Here is a 16,854-nt window from a genome sequence, read left to right as displayed (position 1 = left end):
TTATAGTTGAAATTTGGCTTGATTTTATCTAAAAAGAGATGAATTTTACTTGATTTACTCGCAAATTATAATATTTTCGCCAAGCAGCGCAGCGCTATCAATAAGAGCAAAAAGCCGATCTTTTTCAAACAAAAATCCATAAATTTGATCTTCGTTTTTTAGTATCGCTAGCTTTAGTGGCTTTACAAGCGAGCTTGCGCAAAGGTTTAAAAAAGCTTCATCGATACTGTTTTGCGAAATTTGGGGTTTGGTTTTGAAATTTTCATCTTTTATAAAAGAGAGAAATTCCTCTTGTGAGGTAGATTTATTAAATTTAAAAATTAGTTTTTCTTTTAAGGCCTGAGCTAAAATTTCATCAAATTTAACTAGATCGATATGATCTTTTACGCCTAAAATTTTGGCAAAATTTAGCAAGTTTTTATCATAACTAGCCACATTTTTCTCATGCTCGCTTTGCGCCTTTTTAGCCCTATAAATGGCATAAAGACCGATAGCTATAAACAAAAGTGAAAGGGTAAAAACTTCGCTCAAAAACTCACTCATCATCATCCTTATAAAATGCAAACTTCAGTCTTAAGCTCTACGCCAAATTTCTCTAAAACTCTAGCTCTAGCCAAATTTATAAGGCTAGTGGCGTCCTCAAAGCTTGCGTGGTTAAAATTTATCAAAAAATTTGCGTGCTCTTCGCTAAATTTCGCTCCGCCGATAGCGTATCCCTTTAGTCCAACAGCCTCCAGCAGTGCCCCTGCAAATTGCCCCTCGGGATTTACAAAGCAACTGCCAAAGCTAGCGCCTTTTGGTTGATTTGCCCTTTTTGCGCTTATAGCATCAGAAATGCTCGCGTCAAAGCCACTACGAAGCTTAAATTTAGCTCCCAAAATGGCCTCATCTATGCCGCTGTGGCGGTAGCTAAAGCTTATCTCCTCTTTGCTTACCCAGCCACGAGCCAGACGCACATGCGTGAGGTTGTCGCTTATGCTAAATTTAAGCAGTCCAGCGTTCATCTTAATAAGTCCGCCAAGCGTGCCAGGGATATTTTTTAAAAACTCAAGGTTGGCTATATTGTTTTGTTTGCAGAAGTTGTAAATTTTAGCTGACTTTGTCGCAGCGCCTATCTCAAGGTAAATTTTTTCATCACAAATTTCTAAATTTATATAGTCAAAGCTCTTGCCAAGCATCGCCATTTTTGGGGGATTTGGCGAGATAAGAAGGTTGTTGCCCCCGCCTATCATCACAGCGCCTAAAAAGTGAGGCGAGTTTAGATCTTCAAGGCTATCAACCTCGAAAATTTCATGCACGCCGCCTATCCTAACCGAGGTAAATTTAGAAAAATCAACAAGCCTCGTCACTGGATAAATTCCGGTATAAAATCAAGCATACGGGTGGTAAATTCAACCATCATCGAGATCATCCAAGGCATCAAAAATATGATGACAACGACGACTAGTAAAATTTTTGGCACGAAGCTCAGCGTGGTTTCGTTTATCTGCGTGGTCGCTTGAAAAATGGAGATGATAAGACCTGCTATTAGTCCGCTTAGTAGCATCGGGAGGCTGATATAAAGGGCGATCTTAAAGGTTTCAACTCCAAGTGAGACAAGCGTGCTTTGCATCAGCTAAACCTTACTTCGTTGTATTCAGTTGGGATTAGGTAGTCATTTACGTCGATCGGCTTTTCAAAAAAGCCTTTTTCATAGCCTATTTGATAGAGCTTATTTAGCGCTTTTAGCTGCGTTTCGTTCATGCTTATTGACTCGTCATTTGCGTATAAATTTAGATAAGCTTTTAGTTCATCTTTGCCAACTCTTATTAAATTTCGCTCCATTAGCATGTGAGATAAAAATGGCTTGTGCGAAGTGGCGATCCTAACGGCCTCGCTAAGCACTCTCTCGCACTCGATCGCGTCGGTTATCGGTAGGCTTCGTCTAAGCGCCATGCCACCAAGTGGAAGCGGTAAATTTTCGCCGTTTAGCTCGCTCCAGATGTCCCAAATTTCACGCTCTACGCAGAGCTGGTCTGAGAAATTTAAGATACTTTCATGTATGAGCACGCCAGCATCGACTTCTCCGCTAAGCACGGCATTTTCGATCTCTAAGAAATTTTTATAAACGATCCTTGCCTCTGGGTAGGCTATGCGAAAGAGTAGGGCGTTTGTCGTGTTTTTGCCAGAGAGAGCAACCTTGAAATTTCGCTTTAACTGCTTATCTTTTAGCTTGATAAGCTTTGGGCCATATCCATTGCCAAAGCTCACCGCGCAGCGCAAAAGTGCAAATTCATCGCAAATTTTTGGATAGAGTGCAAAGCTGATCGCCGTTGCTTCATAAGTGCCTTTTAGCGCCTCTTCGTTTAGCGTTTCTATATCAAGCGCCTTTGATGTAAAGGCTAAATTTTTACTGCTAACCCAGCCAAATTTGACTGCGGCATACATGAAAATATCGTCAGCGTCCGGCGAGTGAGCGACGTTTATGGTTTTTAGATTATGCAAAGATGATCCTTTTTTTGATTACGCCATTTTAATGAAATTTATTTAAAATAAAGTTTTAAGGGCGGTTTTGAAACGATTTTACCAGCTTTGCCTCTTTGAAATTTAGCACGTATTTCACGTCTATGGCGTCATTTTTGCCCTTGTTGCGCGAAGAAAAGGTCGAGTAGTAAGGGTGTTTAAGGTCAAGCATTTTAATTAGCTTTTGATCATCAAGCTCTTTTTTTACGCGCTCAACGATGATCGTTGTTATAAATTTATCCTCAAACTCATAAAATGGCCAGACTATCACGCCTGCGTCGCTTGTTTTAAAGTCCGTGATTTTAGACTTTTTAGGGATATTTAGCATGGAGATGATCTTTTTGCGCGAGTTGTCCGCGTTTTGCACGGAGATCACCTTTACAAGCAGGTCTTTTTTGACTCCAATGCCATTTTGACTAAAGCGATAAACTCCGTCCTCAAGGATGCCAACTTTTTCAAAGGCGTTAGCGTAGTTTGCAGCGGTGCAAGCAGTCAGTAAAAGCGCTAGAATCGTTAAAATTTTTATAAATTTCATCTTTTCTCTTAAAATTTCACTCTCTTTAGCCTATCTGAAGCGAAATTTTTTCTGCCAAATTTAGCTTCACTTTTGCCATTTAACTCGACTAGATCGCCTGTAAAGCCACAAATGTCATTTTTAACAAGATAGCTTCCCACGCCATAAATATCAACTGGGGTTTTAAATTTCTCAAATTCGCTCATTTTTTGCGGATTAAAACCTGAGCTAACGACTATTTTAACGTGCTTGAAGCCAGCTTCATCAAGTGCCTCTCTTAGGGCAAATATAAGCTCCTTGCAAACGCCATGGGGGTCAAATTTACTCGTATCTTTGCCTTCAAAATATCTATCTATCAAATTTTTACTAGTATCCACTCTAACCGCGCCAAGCCTCTCTTTTAGGGCATTTGCAGCCTTTAAAGCGTCTGTTATCACGTCGTTGTTGTAATCCACTAAGGCTGTGATCTGCTCGTTTTCAAAGGTTTTAGCATAAATTTGGCAAGCCTTTACCACGTCTCCGCCACACATTTGAATGAGCGCGTGAGGCATGGTGCCACCACCTTTTAGCCCTGTAAGCTCGCCCTGAGCGTCTGTGGCGACCTTTTTTATACCGCCGATAAACGAGGCATAGCCGTCGCCTGGCTGCGTGCAGATGTCATCTTGTCTGTCTGCCATGCTAAAGACGTCCTTGCCATTTGCCGCTTTTATCACGTCTCTGGAGTTTGTCGCCACGCAGCTTCTTCTAGTGAGCGTCGCGTCGATGACGTTTTCTAAAAAGCCGAAATTTTCATACTTGCCGCTTATCTTTAAAACTGGCTCGTTTGCATTTATGATATCGCCATCATCAAGTGCGTAAATTTCAAGCTCGCTTGGGTTTTTAGCAAATTTATTGATGATAGCTAAAACCTCGTCGATACCGCAAAACACGATATCATCGCGCCTTTGGAAAAACTGCATCGTCACGTGCTGATCGGGCAGGTTTTGCTTAATTATCTCATTTACTTTTAGAAAATATTTCGCCGTAAAGTAGCCCACGCCGATCCTTGGATCTAGCCTAAAAGTCTTATCTGTTAGCCTATCTATCTTGCCTTGCATCTTTAGTTCAAGTTCGTTCATGTCTGTCCTTTTGTTTTTGCGAGATTATACCATTTTAGAAAAAGAGTAAAATTGTAAAAATATATTTTAAGAATATATAAGAGTATATTTTATAAAATCGTGAAATTTTATTTTTAAAGGAAAAAATATGAAAAAATTTTTACTTTTAATGGCAGCAGTTTTTGCATTTGGCAATGAAAATTTGCTAGTAAGTGCAGGCGGTGGATATAAAAAGATAGTCGAAGCAGTCGCGCAAAATCTCAAAAAAGACGGCGTAAATATCGATACCTCTTTTGCAAACATCAAAGCGATCATGGCGCAGGCAAAAGAGGGCAAAACTGACGTGATAGTGGGCGATGAGGACTTTTTAAAGAAGTCTGATCTAAAGATCACTGAATATGTAAATTTAGGTTCTGGCGCCTTGGTGCTAGCTACTAAAAAGGGCGTAAAAATAGAAAAAGTTGATGAGCTAAAAACGCTTTCTAAAATCGCTATGCCAGACGCGGCAAAGACGGTTTATGGCAAAAGAGCTAGTGAGTTTATGCAAAAAGCAAATTTAGAGGGCGAGCTAAAGGATAAAATTTTAGCAGTTGCAGGCGTGCCACAGGTCGTTACCTATATATTAAACGGCGAAGTTGATGCTGGCTTTATCAACCAAACTGAGCTAAACGCGCACAAGGATGAATTTGGTAGTTTTATCTTGATAGATAAGGCGCTTTATGCCCCTGCAAACATCGTGGCTGCAAAGCTTGAAGGATGCGAGAAAAAGGCTGATTGCGAGAAATTTATAGACGAGCTAAAAAGCGAGAGATCAAAAGAGATTTACGCTAAATTTGGCATAAGATAGGGCGAAATTTGCAAGAGCTCGCTTGGCTTTTTGATCCGCTATTTTTAAGCATAAAGGTCGTTTTGTGCCAGGGGCTTTTGCTTGCTATTTTTGGGCTAGCTCTAGCTTATTTTCTAGCTTTTAGCAGGTCTAAATTTAAAGCAGTTGCCGAGATGATAGTCACCTTTCCTCTCATATTTCCGCCCATTGCGACAGGATTTTTACTGCTTTATCTACTTGGCAAAAATGGCATCATCGGCAAGGCCTTAAATTTAGAGATCGTCTTTAGCTTTAAAGCCCTTGTTATAGCTGCTTTTATAGCTTCGCTGCCACTTTTTGTAAAGCCCGTAGCCTCAGCGCTAGGCTCACTTTTAAAAAGCCTTAGCGAGGCGGCATACAGCCTTGGTAAAAATAAATTTCAAACAGCTATTTTAGTGCTTTTCCCAAGCATCGCAAAAAGCGTGGCAGCAGCCTTTATCCTAGCGCTCTCGCGAGGGCTTGGCGAGGTTGGCATAACGCTCATTTTAGGTGGCAATATCATAGGCAAAACAGATACCATCTCACTTGCTATCTACAACGCAGTCTATGACGGCAGAAGCGATCAGGCACTCGCTTTAAGCCTTGTTTTAGTTGTGCTTAGTTTTATCTTATTTTTTATTATAAATTTGCTAGATAAAAGTAGGATTTAGCACAAATTTTATGCCAGCTAAAAATTAAATTTATTTAAATTTCGCTACAATTAGGGGCTTATATAAAAATTTAGGAGAATTTTCTATGAAAAAAGAAGATATAAAAGAGCTTATCGAATTTTTTAATGGTATGGAGATGAATCATATCAAGATAAAAAGTGGTGATTTTGAGGTCGAGGTAGAGAAATTTGCTGATTATTGCGCGCCTGCAAAGCCAGCGGCACAAGCAGCAGCTCCAGCGCCAACACCTGTAAATGTTGTCGTTAGCTCAGAGGTAAAACCAGCTGCAAATTCGCCAAAAGATAGCATAAAATCTCCTATGGTAGGTACTTTCTACGCTGCTCCAAGCCCAGGCGCTGCACCATTTGTAAAAGCAGGCCAAAGAGTGAGAAAGGGCGATGTAGTGGGCATTATCGAAGCTATGAAGATCATGAACGAGATCGAGGCTGAGTTTGACTGCCAGATCACTGAGATGCTAGTCTCTGACGGACAGCCAGTTGAGTTTGGATTGCCGTTATTTGGCGTGGAGAAAAATTAATGGAATTAAAAAGAATTTTAATCGCAAACCGCGGCGAGATCGCTCTTCGTGCTTTGCGAACGATAAAGGAGATGGGTAAAGAAGCCGTTGTAGTTTATTCAACCGCTGACAAAGACGCGCTTTACGTAAAATACGCCGACGTGGCCATTTGCATCGGTAAAGAGCGCTCAAGTGACAGCTACCTAAATATCCCAGCTATCATAAGCGCAGCTGAGATCAGCGAAGCAGACGCTATCTTCCCAGGTTATGGCTTTTTAAGTGAAAATCAAAATTTTGTTGAAATTTGCTCACACCACAAGATAAAATTTATTGGACCAAGCGTTGCTGCGATGGCTTTGATGAGCGATAAGAGCAAGGCAAAACAGGTCATGCAAAGAGCTGGCGTGCCAGTCATCCCTGGCTCAGACGGCGCTGTGGCTGATACAAAAGCTGCAAAAGAGCTAGCCAAAAAGATCGGCTATCCTGTCATACTAAAAGCTGCGGCAGGTGGTGGCGGACGCGGTATGCGCGTGGTTGAAAAAGAGGCTGATTTAGAAAAGGCGTTTTGGTCGGCTGAGAGCGAGGCGATGAGTGCATTTGGCGATGGCACAATGTATATGGAAAAATACATCCTAAATCCACGCCACATCGAGGTTCAAATCATCGGCGATAGCCACGGCAACGTGCTTCACATAGGTGAGCGCGACTGCTCTATGCAGCGCCGTCACCAAAAGCTGATCGAAGAGAGCCCAGCTATCTTACTTGATGAAAAAACAAGAGAGAGGCTACATGAAACTGCCATAAAAGCGGCAAAAGCGATCGGCTACGAGGGAGCAGGTACGTTTGAGTTTTTGGTTGATAAAAATTTAGACTTTTACTTCATCGAGATGAACACAAGGCTTCAAGTCGAGCACACAGTAAGCGAAATGGTAAGCGGACTTGATATCATCGAGCTTATGATAAAAGTGGCCGAGGGCGAAAAGCTACCGTCACAAAAGAGCATCGAGCTAAAAGGCCATGCGATCGAGTGCAGGATCACAGCTGAGGATCCAAACACCTTCACTCCATGCCCTGGCAAGATCACAAAATATGTCTGCCCAGGCGGCCGCAACGTGAGAATGGATAGCCACATCTACCAAGACTACTCTATACCGCCGTATTACGACAGTATGATCGGAAAGCTTGTTGTTTGGGACACTGATAGAAACAGAGCGATCCACAAGATGAAAGTAGCTCTTGATCAGCTCATAATAAGTGGCATCAAAACAACAAAAGACTTTCACATCGCCATGATGGAAAACAAAGACTTTTTAAGCAACAACTACGATACAAACTATCTTTCAAGACATTAAAACTAAATTTTAAACCATTGCCTTTTGGCTTTGGTTTAAAATTTCATATTTAATTTTATTTTATATAAGCCAAATTTTTATGAGTTGAGCTATTTTAAATTTAAGAGAAATTTAGCCAGATTGTAACCACAAAACGTAATAAAGACTAAAAATTTATCTAAATTTATTAGTAGCAACTAAGTTTTGTGATATTCATACCATTTTTAAAATATGGCGGATAGGGCATAGTCACTGTAAATGGCACCGCTTTTTGCTTTGGTAAATTTTGAGCTACGTCAAATTTATATGCCACAGTGTTTGGTCTCTCGTCCTCATCGCCTCCAAAAACCCATGAGAAAAATGAGATCCCGCTTGGTTTAAATAGCGCCTCGCCACCAAGATCGTTTTTGTTTAGCGGTTGATTTATGAGCTTAATTGTAAGAGTGCATTTGCTAATGGTAAATTTACCGACATTTCTTACTTGACCACGAAATACGATGCTTTCATTTCTTAACACTCGCTCGCTTTTTACGCCTTCGACTATGCCTTTTTTGGTGTATTTATCAAGAACTAGCATCAAAAAAATGGCAAGCGTGGTTGAGACCAAAATGTTTGTAAAAAGTAGCGATAAAAATAGTTTTCGCTCGGCTCTAAGCGAGAGCACAAGAAATAAAATAGAAAGTAGTGTGATCGCAAAAAGCACGATGATATGAACGATGGTAAAGTAGTTTGAACTCATCAAAAACACTCCGCTTTTTTGGTGATATTGTAGTCAATGAAGGCAAAGTCGTTGACAAATTCTCTTATCTGCTTGCTCTGCTTTGGCAAAAGCACTTCATTTAAAACGATCCTTTTTTTAGCAAAAGGGTTTAGTGAATTTAGAAAATTTCTCGTGCTTTGTTTTGAGCCAAGGTAGAAGCCAAGCTCGATTTTGCAAATGTTTAATGTGTAGTTTGAATTATTTGTGATGTTAAAATCAACCATCAACGCATCTACATATTGAAGCTGTTTTGTGTTTATTTTGCTTATGCTAACTGGTCTTAGATTTTCATTTATATATTTGTTTGCGTAGTAGTTACCTGCGAAAAGTCCCAAAAAACCAGCTAGGATAAATAAAAATCCTATCTGCCACCATGATTTTATCGCGACAAAAATTCCTAAAAGCACGATAAATATAAAGGCTAAAAAGACCCAACCATAGGCTAGAAAGTCGATAAGTTTGGCATTTTGAAGTATGAAAAGTATATTATGCTTGATGCTATTTAACATCTCGCGATCTTTTTTCTTCGATGCCACTCATGCCAAAACGCCTTGCAAGCTCGTTTTTGACGGCATCTGGATGTATGTTGTGGGCTGAAAGCGCCACAAGTGCGTGAAAGCAAAGATCAGCTGCTTCATAGATGAGGTCGTTTTTTGCTTTTTGCTCATCTTGTTTTATCTGCTTGGCAAAACTAAGCTCTTTTGCCGCCATGACAAGCTCTGTAGCCTCTTCGCCAACTTTTTTTAGAATTTGATTTTCACCCTTTTTAAAAAGGCTTGCCACGTATGAAGTTTGCGGATCAGCATTTAGCTTTCTATCCTCTATAACGTGATAAAGCTCGTCAATGACGCCATATCTTGGCTTTTTAACCTCGCTTTTTTCATCTGAAATTTCTAAATTTTCTAAATTTATCTCGTTAAAAAAGCACGATTTTGCCCCAGTGTGACAAGCGACGCCTCCGTTTTGAACGACTTTTAAAAGCAAGGTGTCGTTGTCGCAGTCTAAAAATGCAGCCTTGATCTCTTGTGTGTTGCCACTTTCTTCGCCTTTTTTCCAAATTCTATTTTTAGTGCGTGAAAAGTAGTGAGCGTAGCGGCTAGATAGACTTAAGCTTAGTGCTTCTTCATTCATATAAGCAAGCATTAAAACCTCGTTTGTAGCGTGATCGCAAACCACCACTGGGAGCAATCCACCAACCTTTTGCCAGTCTATACTTTTTGCTACGCTATTCATTTTTACCTTTCGCTAACTGAGCTAGCTTTTGCCCTATCTTTTGCATCTAGCCAGATATTTGGCACAGCTCCGCCAGGTGTTAAGAAAATTTTAGCATCTTTGTTCTCTTTAAGAGCATCGTTAAATCTATTTTGTGTCTCGATCTGTTTTAAATTTAATAAATTCTGATCGACACTTTTTGCGATCTCTTTGTTTGCATAAGCAGTCGCGTCAGCCTCGATCTTTATGGCATCAGCCTTACCTTTTGCCTCGATGATCGCAGCTTTTGCACTACCTTCTGCAAGAGCAGCTTGTTTTAGAGCCTCTTGATTTGCACGCTCGACCTCATATTTTGTCCTCTCGGCCTCTTGTTTAGCGATCTGAACGCGCTCGATTTGCTCTTTTACCTTTGAAGGTAAGATGATCTCACGAAGCTGCACGGTTAGCAGTTCGACTGGCTTGTTTGGCTGAGAGTCGATGTCTTTTCTTATGCCCTCATCAATCTGCCTTGCTAGGTCGTTTCTTTTAGTCGGTAGCTCTTCGGCTGTGTATTTACCAGCGATACTGCGAACCACGTCACGAACGACAGGATCGACGATCTTACTTTCCCAGCTAAGACCCCAAGATGCGATAGTTTGTGGTGCATTTTCTGGATTTAGGCGGTATTGCACGGTGATATCGATGCTAACTGGTAAATTTCTAGCGTCCAAAACCGAGATAGAGTTCTTGCGTAAAATTCCAGCACCGACGCCTTGATATGATTTTTGCATTGATTCGCCCATATCCTCACCAGAAGTGTAGTTTATGATCCTAACTCTGGTATCCACGATGATGATGTCTTGGATAAATGGCAAAAAGAAGTGAAATCCTGGTTGCAAAGGATTTGGCTCATATTTACCCGCTGTGGCTTTAATACCGACCTCGCCTGAGTGTATCACTTTAAATGGCTGAGTGATAGCAAGGATCGCGATAATGGCGATTATGATGTAGGCTAGCGCACCAAATTTGCCAAAGCCGCTTGGTATATTTGGCATTTTAAAATCCTTTTTAAAAGGTGGCTCTTTGTCGTTATTTTGACCTGAGCCCCTGTTGTCATTACCTGGCTTTTTTTTGTTGAAATAATCATTTAAATCAGCGGGCATTTCGTTCCTTTAAATCTTAAATATATGTTAAAAATGATTCGTATTTTTTGTTTAGACCATAAACTACGTCAAAGTAAGCTTTTTGTAGTCTCTTTGTCACTTCGCCTCTAGCACCGTTGCCGATGATGCGGTTATCTATGCTGTTTATCGGCGTTACTTCAGCTGCAGTACCTGTGAAAAATGCCTCGTCAGCTGTGTATGCTTGATCTCTTGTGATGCGCTCTCTTCTTACTTCGATGTCAAGATCGTGAGCTAGTCTTATGACTGTATCTTGAGTGATGCTAAGTAGGCTGTTGTCGTTTGGTGGAGTGATCAATGCACCATTTTCAACGATGAAGAAGCACTCGCCTGGACCCTCAGCCACAAAGCCCTCGCTATCAAGAAGTAGCGCCTCGTCGTATCCAGCCTCTTTTGCTTCGTAGTTTGCCATTTGTGAGCTTAGGTAGTTTGAGCTAGCCTTTGCTCTGTTCATTTGAGCAGCAGGAGCAAGTTTAGCAAAGCTTGAAATTTTAACTCTGATGCCTTTTTCTAGGCCTTCATCGCCAAGATATGCACCCCACTCCCATGAAGCGATAGCAGTTTGCACTGGTGCTTTTGTGTGTGCTACGCCCATTACGCCGTATCCTAAAAAGATAAGTGGGCGGATATAGACGTTGCTGTTATATTTATTTGCGCGAAGTAGCTCGATCTGCGCTTTTTCAAGCTCTTCTTCAGTGTAAGGCACATTTAAAACGGTCATTTTTGCTGATCTTAAAAGTCTTTTTGTGTGGTCTTTTAGTCTAAAAATAGCTAGACCTTTTTTTGTTTTATAAGCTCTTGTGCCCTCAAATACAGCGTTAGCGTAGTGCAAAGAGTGAGTTAGAACATGTACTTTCGCATCGTCCCATTTTACTAGTTTTCCATCCATCCAGATGAATTCTGAAGCGTTCATAATTAAACCTTTCTTTTTTAGAAATTTGACCCGAGTTTATCTAAAATTGCTTTAAATTTACATTTCTAAGCCCAAAATGTCCGTAAATTTTAGGCTAAAGTTACTTATCTAAAAGCTCTTTTATCGTCTTTGCCATCTCATCGATCGACGAAGCTGCGCTTAAATTTATCAGATACTTGCCACTTACCACAAAGGCTGGCACACCGCTGATACTTGCTACATCATAAGAGGCAAACCACTCGTTTAAAAGCTCTTTTGCACGATCTGAGCTTAGCGCTTTTTCGTATTCGTCTTTGCTCACGTGAGCCGCATTTAGCGCTAGATCTATAAATCTTTGCTTGTCTTTGCCATCATTAAAGTCATCTTTTTCATCGTGTCTTGCTTTATATATCGCAAATTTAGCTTGCTTAAATTTAGACTCATCGCTTAGCAGATCAGTCCCATTTGCCTCATCTATCGATATAAGAGCGGCGAAAATTTTACTTGTTGTCTCGCCAAGCTTGCCTTTGGTGCTTAGGTGATATGGGATAAATTTAACCCCGTCAAGCTTTGACATCAGCTTTCTTGTGATCGTTCGGTCAAATTTATAGCAGTGAGGGCAGTCGTAGCTAAAGACCTTGACGACTGAGTTTTTAGGCACGTTAAGCGGTTTTGCTAGAGTTTGATACTCCACACCTTCAGTCAGTGCTGATAAATTTAGCGCAAAAAACGCACTTAAAATTAGCATTTTTATAAGCTTCATCTTTGCTCCTTATTTTACTAGATCAGCTAGCACTTTTGCGGCGTGGTCTTTGGCTTTTACGCTTTTGTAAATTTTAACTATCTTGCCGTCTTTGCCGATCACAAAGGTGCTTCTAACGATGCCAAGATACTCTTTGCCGTAGTTTTTCTTGACCTGCCAAACGCCATAAAGCTTTGAAATTTCTTTATCCTCATCGCTTAAGAGGATGTGCTTTAAATTTTGCTTTGCGATAAAGCCCACATGCGACTTCACGCTATCTGGGCTAACGCCGATGATGACGGTATCATTTTTGATAAACTGATCGTAGTTTGCGCTAAATTCGCAAGCCTCAGTCGTGCAGCCAGGAGTGTTATCCTTTGGGTAGAAGTAAAGCACCACGTTTTTGCCTATAAAGTCCTTTAGCGCGACCTTTACGCCATCTTGATTTAGCGCTTCAAACTCTGGCGCCTTGTCGCCAACCTCAAGTGTTATCTTTCTTTCCATGTCTGCTTTGCTAAATTCGCTCATTTTATCCCCTTTCTCTTATCTTCTACGCTCTCGCCGCCTACGCCGATATTGCCAGCATCGTGAGTTTCTATAAATATCATAACCGCCTCTTTTTTCTTGCCAAGCACCCTCACAAGCGTTTCGGTTACTTCTTTAAAAACTTGATCTTTCTGCTCTTTTGTAGGCTCTGGGCCTGCTATTTTTATATTTACATAAGGCATTTTTGCTCCTTTTTTAAGATGCAAAATATTAGCCAAAATGAGTGAAATTTCAGATTAAAGCCGTTATTTAAGAATTTGGCATTAAAATAAGCAAACTTCCAAAAGGAGCGAAAAATGGATTATAACAGGCAAAATAAGGGCTTTGTTTGCTTTATGTATGGCTTTGGACGAAGCAGGGCGGTTTATGCAGTTTTGATGATACTAATGGCGCTTTTGGCTGGCTTTTTAACACTTAGCTCAAATGCTCAAGCTGACGTTTCAAATTTGCAAATAGCCCTTGGCATCATACTTTGTGGCCTTTTGCTGATCATTGTAAATCCAAAAATTTTCATCATCAAGCTAATTGGCTACTTAATCGCTTTAGCTGGCGTCATGATCGCCCTTCACAACGCAAATTTGCTCGGAGCTGATTTTAACTTATATTTTTACGCAAGCCTCGTTTTTGGGGCATTTATGATGCTTATGCTTCTTAGCTGGTTTGTCTATAATGCAAGAAGCAACGAAATAAATGAAATTTAGTTCGCCACTCCCATTAGCACGCTTGTGTAGGTGTTTTGCTTAGGCTCTGAGCTTGTTGCATCGTTCATATTTATGCGGCCAGCCTCAAGCCCAGCTTTTATAAGTGCCTCTTTTACCGCATTTGCACGCTCATTTGCAAGCTCTACTAGCTTTGCTTTATCGACTTCGATGCCCTTTAGCGCCTCTTCTCTTAAGGCTTTTTCGCTTCTATCTTTTAAATTTGGCACAAGCTCATTTAAAACCGCGATGTAGTCTTTGCCGCTTGAAGCGATGATTTGATTGATTTTTTGATCTAGTTTTTTGTTTTTATAAAAGCTCTCATCGAGTTTTGAGTATGTTGGCGTTATGCTAAGTTTCATCTTAGGTTTTGAGCCAGTTAGCTTTATGAAATCAGCTATCTTAGGCGCTTCTGAGCTTATAAGCTCGCTACTTCCTGCAAGAAAATCAATAGAGCTAAGATCTTTGTTGCCAAGTCCTAGGGCGTTGCCTAAAAATCTAAATGGAGCTAGCGTGATGTCGGCAAAGAGCTTTTTCACTGCAGCCCAGATGACGCCGCCATATTTAAAGTCAGGATCGTCTAAATTTCCCTCGACTGGCAGATCGATGTTTATTTGATTATTTTGATCGCTAAGTATCGAGATGGCAAGTGAAAGTGGTAAATTTACAGCATCTTTTGACTCAACCTTCTCTCCAAGTATAAGAGAGTCAAAATTTATAAAATTTGAGCCATTTAGTTTTGAGTCGATGACGTTATAGTTTAGGTTTAAATTTAGCTTGCCTTTTTTGATCTTATAGCCCACAAACTGCCCGCTATAAGGTGTCACGTTAACTAGATCGATATCTTTAAAGTCAAGCTTTATATCAGTATTTTGCTTTAGCTCAAACGGAAAGAGTTTTGCAGTGATCTGTGCAAAGCCATTTTTGCCAACCACACCTTGAAACTCGCCTGAGCTTGGACGCTTTTTATCGATGTCGGTGAGCTTGCCATTTAGCTTTGAGATCGTTGTGGCAAATGGCATAAATAGCGATGCGTCCGAGAAATCAACCTCGCCATTTTTTAAAGAGAAGTTTTTCACGCTAAATTTTAGCTCATCATCTTTTTTGCTAACTACTTTTTTGCTCTCAGGTTTTGCCTCAGTTTTAGCTTTATTTTTATCCTCTTTTACGATCTGAGATAGGTTAAATTTACGCTCTTTGCTTAGATGAGCCTTGATAAATGGCGAATTTAAGCTCACTCCGCTTATGGCAAGGTCATTTTTGGCAAATGAAATTTTTTCAAGATCAAGGCTTTTAAAGGCGACCAGTTTTTCAGCTTTTTTGCCATTTAGTCTTATATCTTTTATGCTAACTTTTGCGTCTGCTTTGATATCTTTTGCGTAGCTTATCTCAGCGCTACTTTCGAGCTGTCCGCTAGCTAGATCGGCCTCTAAAAAGGGCTTTGCATAGGCAAAATACTTTGGTAAATTTGTATCATTTAGCTTTATTTTAGCGCTCACATCAAGTGGCTCGATCTTTATCTTGGACTCAACATCCAAATTTAGCTTTTGCGAGCTCTTCATCGCCACTTTTGCGTCAAATGGCTTGCTAAAATCGCTACTTAAATTTGCTACTTTTACAAAAAGATTATCAAATTTATGAGCGATCTTCTCGCCTTCAAAAAGATGCGTCAAAGCGATATCTGCGTTATTTACACTTATATTTTTTATATCAAATTTAAACTCATTTTCTTTGCTTTTTGAAGCACTTTTATTTTCAGCTTTTTTCTCTACTTTTTTAGTATGCTTTGCCGTCTTTGCAGGTTTTGCGCTCTGCTCGCCAAATCCTAGCTCATTTACGGCGCTTAGACCATTGCCACTTAGTTCTGAAGTAAATTTAGGCTTATTAACATCGACACTAGCGATATTTAGAGCCATTTTTAAAATATCAAAGCTTATGCTCTTTATCGCCACGTCAGCGACGCTTGCTATATCTTTATTTTTTGCTTTAAGCTCTATGTTTTTTACATTTAGCTCATCAAGGCTCGCAAGGCTTTTGTTGCCATCCATTGTAAAGCTTGTATTTGTCACGCCAGCACTTGCTACATTTGCACTTGCGCTTTTGCTAAGTGGCGCATTGATGCCATTAAGTGCTATTTTTTCAAGCGTTAGAGCGGTTTTGTTGTTTGCTAAATTTATATTTAAATTTGAAGCATTTATATCTTTTAAATTTGCTAAATTTCTATCTGCTTCATCTACTTTTAGAGCGTTTGCGCCTACGCTTTTTAACTTGGCTGTGGCATTTAGTTCGCTTTTTTCATTTAAATTTGCAAGAAGCGAGATATCACTTAAATTTAGTGATTTTACGCTCGCAGCAATAGCATTTTTTAAAGAGATATCATTTAAATTTATGGCACTTAAATTTAGCGCAGCCTCCGTTTTGTCAGCTATCTTACTAACAAGATCAAATTTTGGAAGCTCAAGCTCACCAAGGCTAAGCTCATTTGTGCCTTCATCAAGGCTTAGTCCTTTTATATTTAAAAAGCCATCTTTTAAATTTATCCTAGTTGCGTTCTCATCGGCTTTTAAAGCGTAGTTTATCTTTAAGTTTATAATGGCATTTTTTAGATTTAACGTGTCATTGTCGATAAAACTTATCGCAACTGGCTTTATGCTAAAGTCTTTTATGCTGACGTTGCCCTCTATTTTTAGTGGATTTAGCTTGATGTCGCCTTTTAGATCGATCTTATGAGCGAGGCTTGAGTTTGAGTCAAAGATGTGACTACCAGCGCTATTTTTCTTCGTATTTAGCGAGCTTAGCTCGTAGTTTATATCATCAAAGCTTACGTTAAATGGCTTTGTTAAATTTTGATCGCTATATGAAAATGAGCCTTTGATGATTTTTGCGTTATTTAGCGCGAAATTTATCGAACTAGTGCTGTTATCTTCGCTAGTTGCGTTATCGTCGCTTATAAAATTGCTAAAGTTAAAATTTGCTTTTTTATCTCTTGCGATCTTTACTTTTGGCTCATCTAGCCTAAAAATGTCTATCTCAACTAGCTTTTTAAAGATAGAAAATGGCTTTAGCTTAAGGTCGATCTGCTTCGTGCTAAAAAGCGGCGAAGTAGTGTTTAGCTCGGCATTTGTAGCGTTTAGCTCGAAGGTAAATGGGTTAAATTTAGCATCACTTACAAAAAGCGTTGCGTTGTAGTCTTTTAGGTACTTTGGCGCGATATTTTTGATAGCATAAGGCAGACCAAAAAAGCCAAGAAGCGTGTAAATAAGCAAAAGTGAGACTACGCAGATGCCGGTGATTAGGGCTATTTTTTTCTTTTTATCCATTGTGAAATTTACCTTTTTGTTAGCTAAAATGAGCCTTGATTTTACTTT

The 16,854-nt window shown here is 39.9% G+C and carries 20 protein-coding genes; 5 read left to right on the top strand and 15 right to left on the bottom strand.

What is annotated here, in order from left to right; translation table 11 throughout:
* Positions 1 to 54: 54 nt before the first annotated feature.
* Genes G6W43_RS04425 through G6W43_RS04400 form a run of 6 tightly spaced genes read right to left on the bottom strand, consistent with a single transcriptional unit; the run spans position 55 to position 4,134 of the window.
* Positions 55 to 543, bottom strand: a complete 489-nt coding sequence (locus G6W43_RS04425; protein ID WP_194169256.1) for a hypothetical protein — start codon at positions 541 to 543, stop codon at positions 55 to 57.
* A gap of 8 nt (positions 544 to 551) precedes the next feature.
* Positions 552 to 1,349, bottom strand: coding sequence for a UDP-N-acetylmuramate dehydrogenase (locus G6W43_RS04420; protein WP_194169255.1), 798 nt, complete (start codon positions 1,347 to 1,349; stop codon positions 552 to 554).
* Positions 1,346 to 1,615 (bottom strand): flagellar biosynthesis protein FliQ, encoded by a 270-nt coding sequence (fliQ, locus tag G6W43_RS04415; RefSeq protein WP_223154231.1) that lies wholly within the window; start codon positions 1,613 to 1,615, stop codon positions 1,346 to 1,348. Before fliQ ends, G6W43_RS04420 begins: the two co-directional genes overlap by 4 nt.
* Entirely contained in the window at positions 1,612 to 2,484 is an 873-nt protein-coding gene (locus tag G6W43_RS04410) for a menaquinone biosynthesis family protein (protein WP_194169254.1), read from the bottom strand. The genes fliQ and G6W43_RS04410 overlap by 4 nt, the downstream gene beginning before the upstream one ends.
* Before the next feature lie 55 nt (positions 2,485 to 2,539).
* A complete protein-coding gene (locus tag G6W43_RS04405; RefSeq protein WP_194169253.1) occupies positions 2,540 to 3,037 on the bottom strand; it encodes a hypothetical protein in 498 nt (165 codons plus the stop codon).
* 8 nt (positions 3,038 to 3,045) lie between these two features.
* On the bottom strand, positions 3,046 to 4,134 hold the full coding sequence (locus G6W43_RS04400; protein ID WP_194169252.1) for a nicotinate phosphoribosyltransferase: 1,089 nt from the start codon (positions 4,132 to 4,134) through the stop codon (positions 3,046 to 3,048).
* 127 nt (positions 4,135 to 4,261) lie between these two features.
* Between G6W43_RS04400 and modA the strand changes: the two genes are divergently transcribed.
* From modA to G6W43_RS04380, 4 genes are all read left to right on the top strand, one after another.
* The gene (gene modA / locus G6W43_RS04395) at positions 4,262 to 4,960 is read left to right on the top strand and encodes a molybdate ABC transporter substrate-binding protein (RefSeq protein ID WP_194169251.1); all 699 of its coding nucleotides are present in this window, start codon (positions 4,262 to 4,264) and stop codon (positions 4,958 to 4,960) included.
* Positions 4,961 to 4,968: 8 nt separating this feature from the next.
* Positions 4,969 to 5,628 carry a molybdate ABC transporter permease subunit gene (locus G6W43_RS04390; RefSeq protein ID WP_194169250.1) on the top strand — a complete coding sequence of 220 codons (660 nt, stop codon included), beginning with the start codon at positions 4,969 to 4,971 and terminating at the stop codon, positions 5,626 to 5,628.
* A gap of 85 nt (positions 5,629 to 5,713) precedes the next feature.
* Positions 5,714 to 6,166 (top strand): acetyl-CoA carboxylase biotin carboxyl carrier protein, encoded by a 453-nt coding sequence (gene accB / locus G6W43_RS04385; RefSeq protein ID WP_103647795.1) that lies wholly within the window; start codon positions 5,714 to 5,716, stop codon positions 6,164 to 6,166.
* Positions 6,166 to 7,497 (top strand): acetyl-CoA carboxylase biotin carboxylase subunit, encoded by a 1,332-nt coding sequence (locus tag G6W43_RS04380; protein ID WP_004317853.1) that lies wholly within the window; start codon positions 6,166 to 6,168, stop codon positions 7,495 to 7,497. Before accB ends, G6W43_RS04380 begins: the two co-directional genes overlap by 1 nt.
* 166 nt (positions 7,498 to 7,663) lie before the next feature.
* Here G6W43_RS04380 and G6W43_RS04375 read toward each other — a convergent pair whose 3' ends face one another.
* From G6W43_RS04375 to G6W43_RS04340, 8 genes are all read right to left on the bottom strand, one after another.
* A complete protein-coding gene (locus tag G6W43_RS04375) occupies positions 7,664 to 8,215 on the bottom strand; it encodes a DUF2393 family protein (RefSeq protein ID WP_194169277.1) in 552 nt (183 codons plus the stop codon).
* A complete protein-coding gene (locus tag G6W43_RS04370) occupies positions 8,215 to 8,745 on the bottom strand; it encodes a DUF2393 family protein (RefSeq protein WP_149701485.1) in 531 nt (176 codons plus the stop codon). The genes G6W43_RS04375 and G6W43_RS04370 overlap by 1 nt, the downstream gene beginning before the upstream one ends.
* A complete protein-coding gene (gene hisIE / locus G6W43_RS04365; protein WP_149701402.1) occupies positions 8,735 to 9,469 on the bottom strand; it encodes a bifunctional phosphoribosyl-AMP cyclohydrolase/phosphoribosyl-ATP diphosphatase HisIE in 735 nt (244 codons plus the stop codon). Before hisIE ends, G6W43_RS04370 begins: the two co-directional genes overlap by 11 nt.
* A gap of 2 nt (positions 9,470 to 9,471) precedes the next feature.
* Entirely contained in the window at positions 9,472 to 10,590 is a 1,119-nt protein-coding gene (locus G6W43_RS04360) for a prohibitin family protein (RefSeq protein ID WP_194169249.1), read from the bottom strand.
* A 16-nt stretch (positions 10,591 to 10,606) separates the two neighbouring features.
* A complete protein-coding gene (locus tag G6W43_RS04355; RefSeq protein WP_002939975.1) occupies positions 10,607 to 11,521 on the bottom strand; it encodes a branched-chain amino acid transaminase in 915 nt (304 codons plus the stop codon).
* A 100-nt stretch (positions 11,522 to 11,621) separates the two neighbouring features.
* Complete coding sequence (locus G6W43_RS04350; protein ID WP_103571729.1) at positions 11,622 to 12,263, bottom strand: thiol:disulfide interchange protein DsbA/DsbL; 642 nt, start codon at positions 12,261 to 12,263, stop codon at positions 11,622 to 11,624.
* Between the two features lie 9 nt (positions 12,264 to 12,272).
* Positions 12,273 to 12,770 (bottom strand): thioredoxin-dependent thiol peroxidase, encoded by a 498-nt coding sequence (bcp, locus tag G6W43_RS04345; protein WP_103558972.1) that lies wholly within the window; start codon positions 12,768 to 12,770, stop codon positions 12,273 to 12,275.
* On the bottom strand, positions 12,767 to 12,970 hold the full coding sequence (locus tag G6W43_RS04340) for a tautomerase family protein (protein WP_002939973.1): 204 nt from the start codon (positions 12,968 to 12,970) through the stop codon (positions 12,767 to 12,769). Before G6W43_RS04340 ends, bcp begins: the two co-directional genes overlap by 4 nt.
* A gap of 114 nt (positions 12,971 to 13,084) precedes the next feature.
* On the opposite strand from G6W43_RS04340, the gene G6W43_RS04335 reads away from it, so the two are divergent.
* On the top strand, positions 13,085 to 13,489 hold the full coding sequence (locus tag G6W43_RS04335; protein ID WP_194169248.1) for a hypothetical protein: 405 nt from the start codon (positions 13,085 to 13,087) through the stop codon (positions 13,487 to 13,489).
* Here the strand turns inward: G6W43_RS04335 and G6W43_RS04330 are convergent.
* Entirely contained in the window at positions 13,486 to 16,806 is a 3,321-nt protein-coding gene (locus G6W43_RS04330; protein ID WP_194169247.1) for a DUF748 domain-containing protein, read from the bottom strand. The genes G6W43_RS04335 and G6W43_RS04330 overlap by 4 nt on opposite strands.
* Between the last annotated feature and the right edge of the window lie 48 nt (positions 16,807 to 16,854).

Origin of the sequence: Campylobacter concisus (assembly GCF_015229965.1) — a bacterium.
Classification (GTDB): Bacteria; Campylobacterota; Campylobacteria; order Campylobacterales; family Campylobacteraceae; genus Campylobacter_A; species Campylobacter_A concisus_BD.
This window is presented reverse-complemented; position numbering and strand designations above follow the sequence as displayed.

Bases quoted from the DNA above. Each gene is read 5' to 3' on its own strand.
- G6W43_RS04425 (WP_194169256.1), bottom strand. From the start codon at position 543: ATGAGTGAGTTTTTGAGCGAAGTTTTTACCCTTTCACTTTTGTTTATA.
- G6W43_RS04405 (WP_194169253.1), bottom strand. From the start codon at position 3,037: ATGAAATTTATAAAAATTTTAACGATTCTAGCGCTTTTACTGACTGCT.
- G6W43_RS04400 (WP_194169252.1), bottom strand. From the start codon at position 4,134: ATGAACGAACTTGAACTAAAGATGCAAGGCAAGATAGATAGGCTAACA.
- modA (WP_194169251.1), top strand. From the start codon at position 4,262: ATGAAAAAATTTTTACTTTTAATGGCAGCAGTTTTTGCATTTGGCAAT.
- accB (WP_103647795.1), top strand. From the start codon at position 5,714: ATGAAAAAAGAAGATATAAAAGAGCTTATCGAATTTTTTAATGGTATG.
- G6W43_RS04380 (WP_004317853.1), top strand. From the start codon at position 6,166: ATGGAATTAAAAAGAATTTTAATCGCAAACCGCGGCGAGATCGCTCTT.
- G6W43_RS04375 (WP_194169277.1), bottom strand. From the start codon at position 8,215: ATGAGTTCAAACTACTTTACCATCGTTCATATCATCGTGCTTTTTGCG.
- G6W43_RS04370 (WP_149701485.1), bottom strand. From the start codon at position 8,745: ATGTTAAATAGCATCAAGCATAATATACTTTTCATACTTCAAAATGCC.
- hisIE (WP_149701402.1), bottom strand. From the start codon at position 9,469: ATGAATAGCGTAGCAAAAAGTATAGACTGGCAAAAGGTTGGTGGATTG.
- G6W43_RS04360 (WP_194169249.1), bottom strand. From the start codon at position 10,590: ATGCCCGCTGATTTAAATGATTATTTCAACAAAAAAAAGCCAGGTAAT.
- G6W43_RS04355 (WP_002939975.1), bottom strand. From the start codon at position 11,521: ATGAACGCTTCAGAATTCATCTGGATGGATGGAAAACTAGTAAAATGG.
- G6W43_RS04350 (WP_103571729.1), bottom strand. From the start codon at position 12,263: ATGAAGCTTATAAAAATGCTAATTTTAAGTGCGTTTTTTGCGCTAAAT.
- bcp (WP_103558972.1), bottom strand. From the start codon at position 12,770: ATGAGCGAATTTAGCAAAGCAGACATGGAAAGAAAGATAACACTTGAG.
- G6W43_RS04340 (WP_002939973.1), bottom strand. From the start codon at position 12,970: ATGCCTTATGTAAATATAAAAATAGCAGGCCCAGAGCCTACAAAAGAG.
- G6W43_RS04335 (WP_194169248.1), top strand. From the start codon at position 13,085: ATGGATTATAACAGGCAAAATAAGGGCTTTGTTTGCTTTATGTATGGC.
- G6W43_RS04330 (WP_194169247.1), bottom strand. From the start codon at position 16,806: ATGGATAAAAAGAAAAAAATAGCCCTAATCACCGGCATCTGCGTAGTC.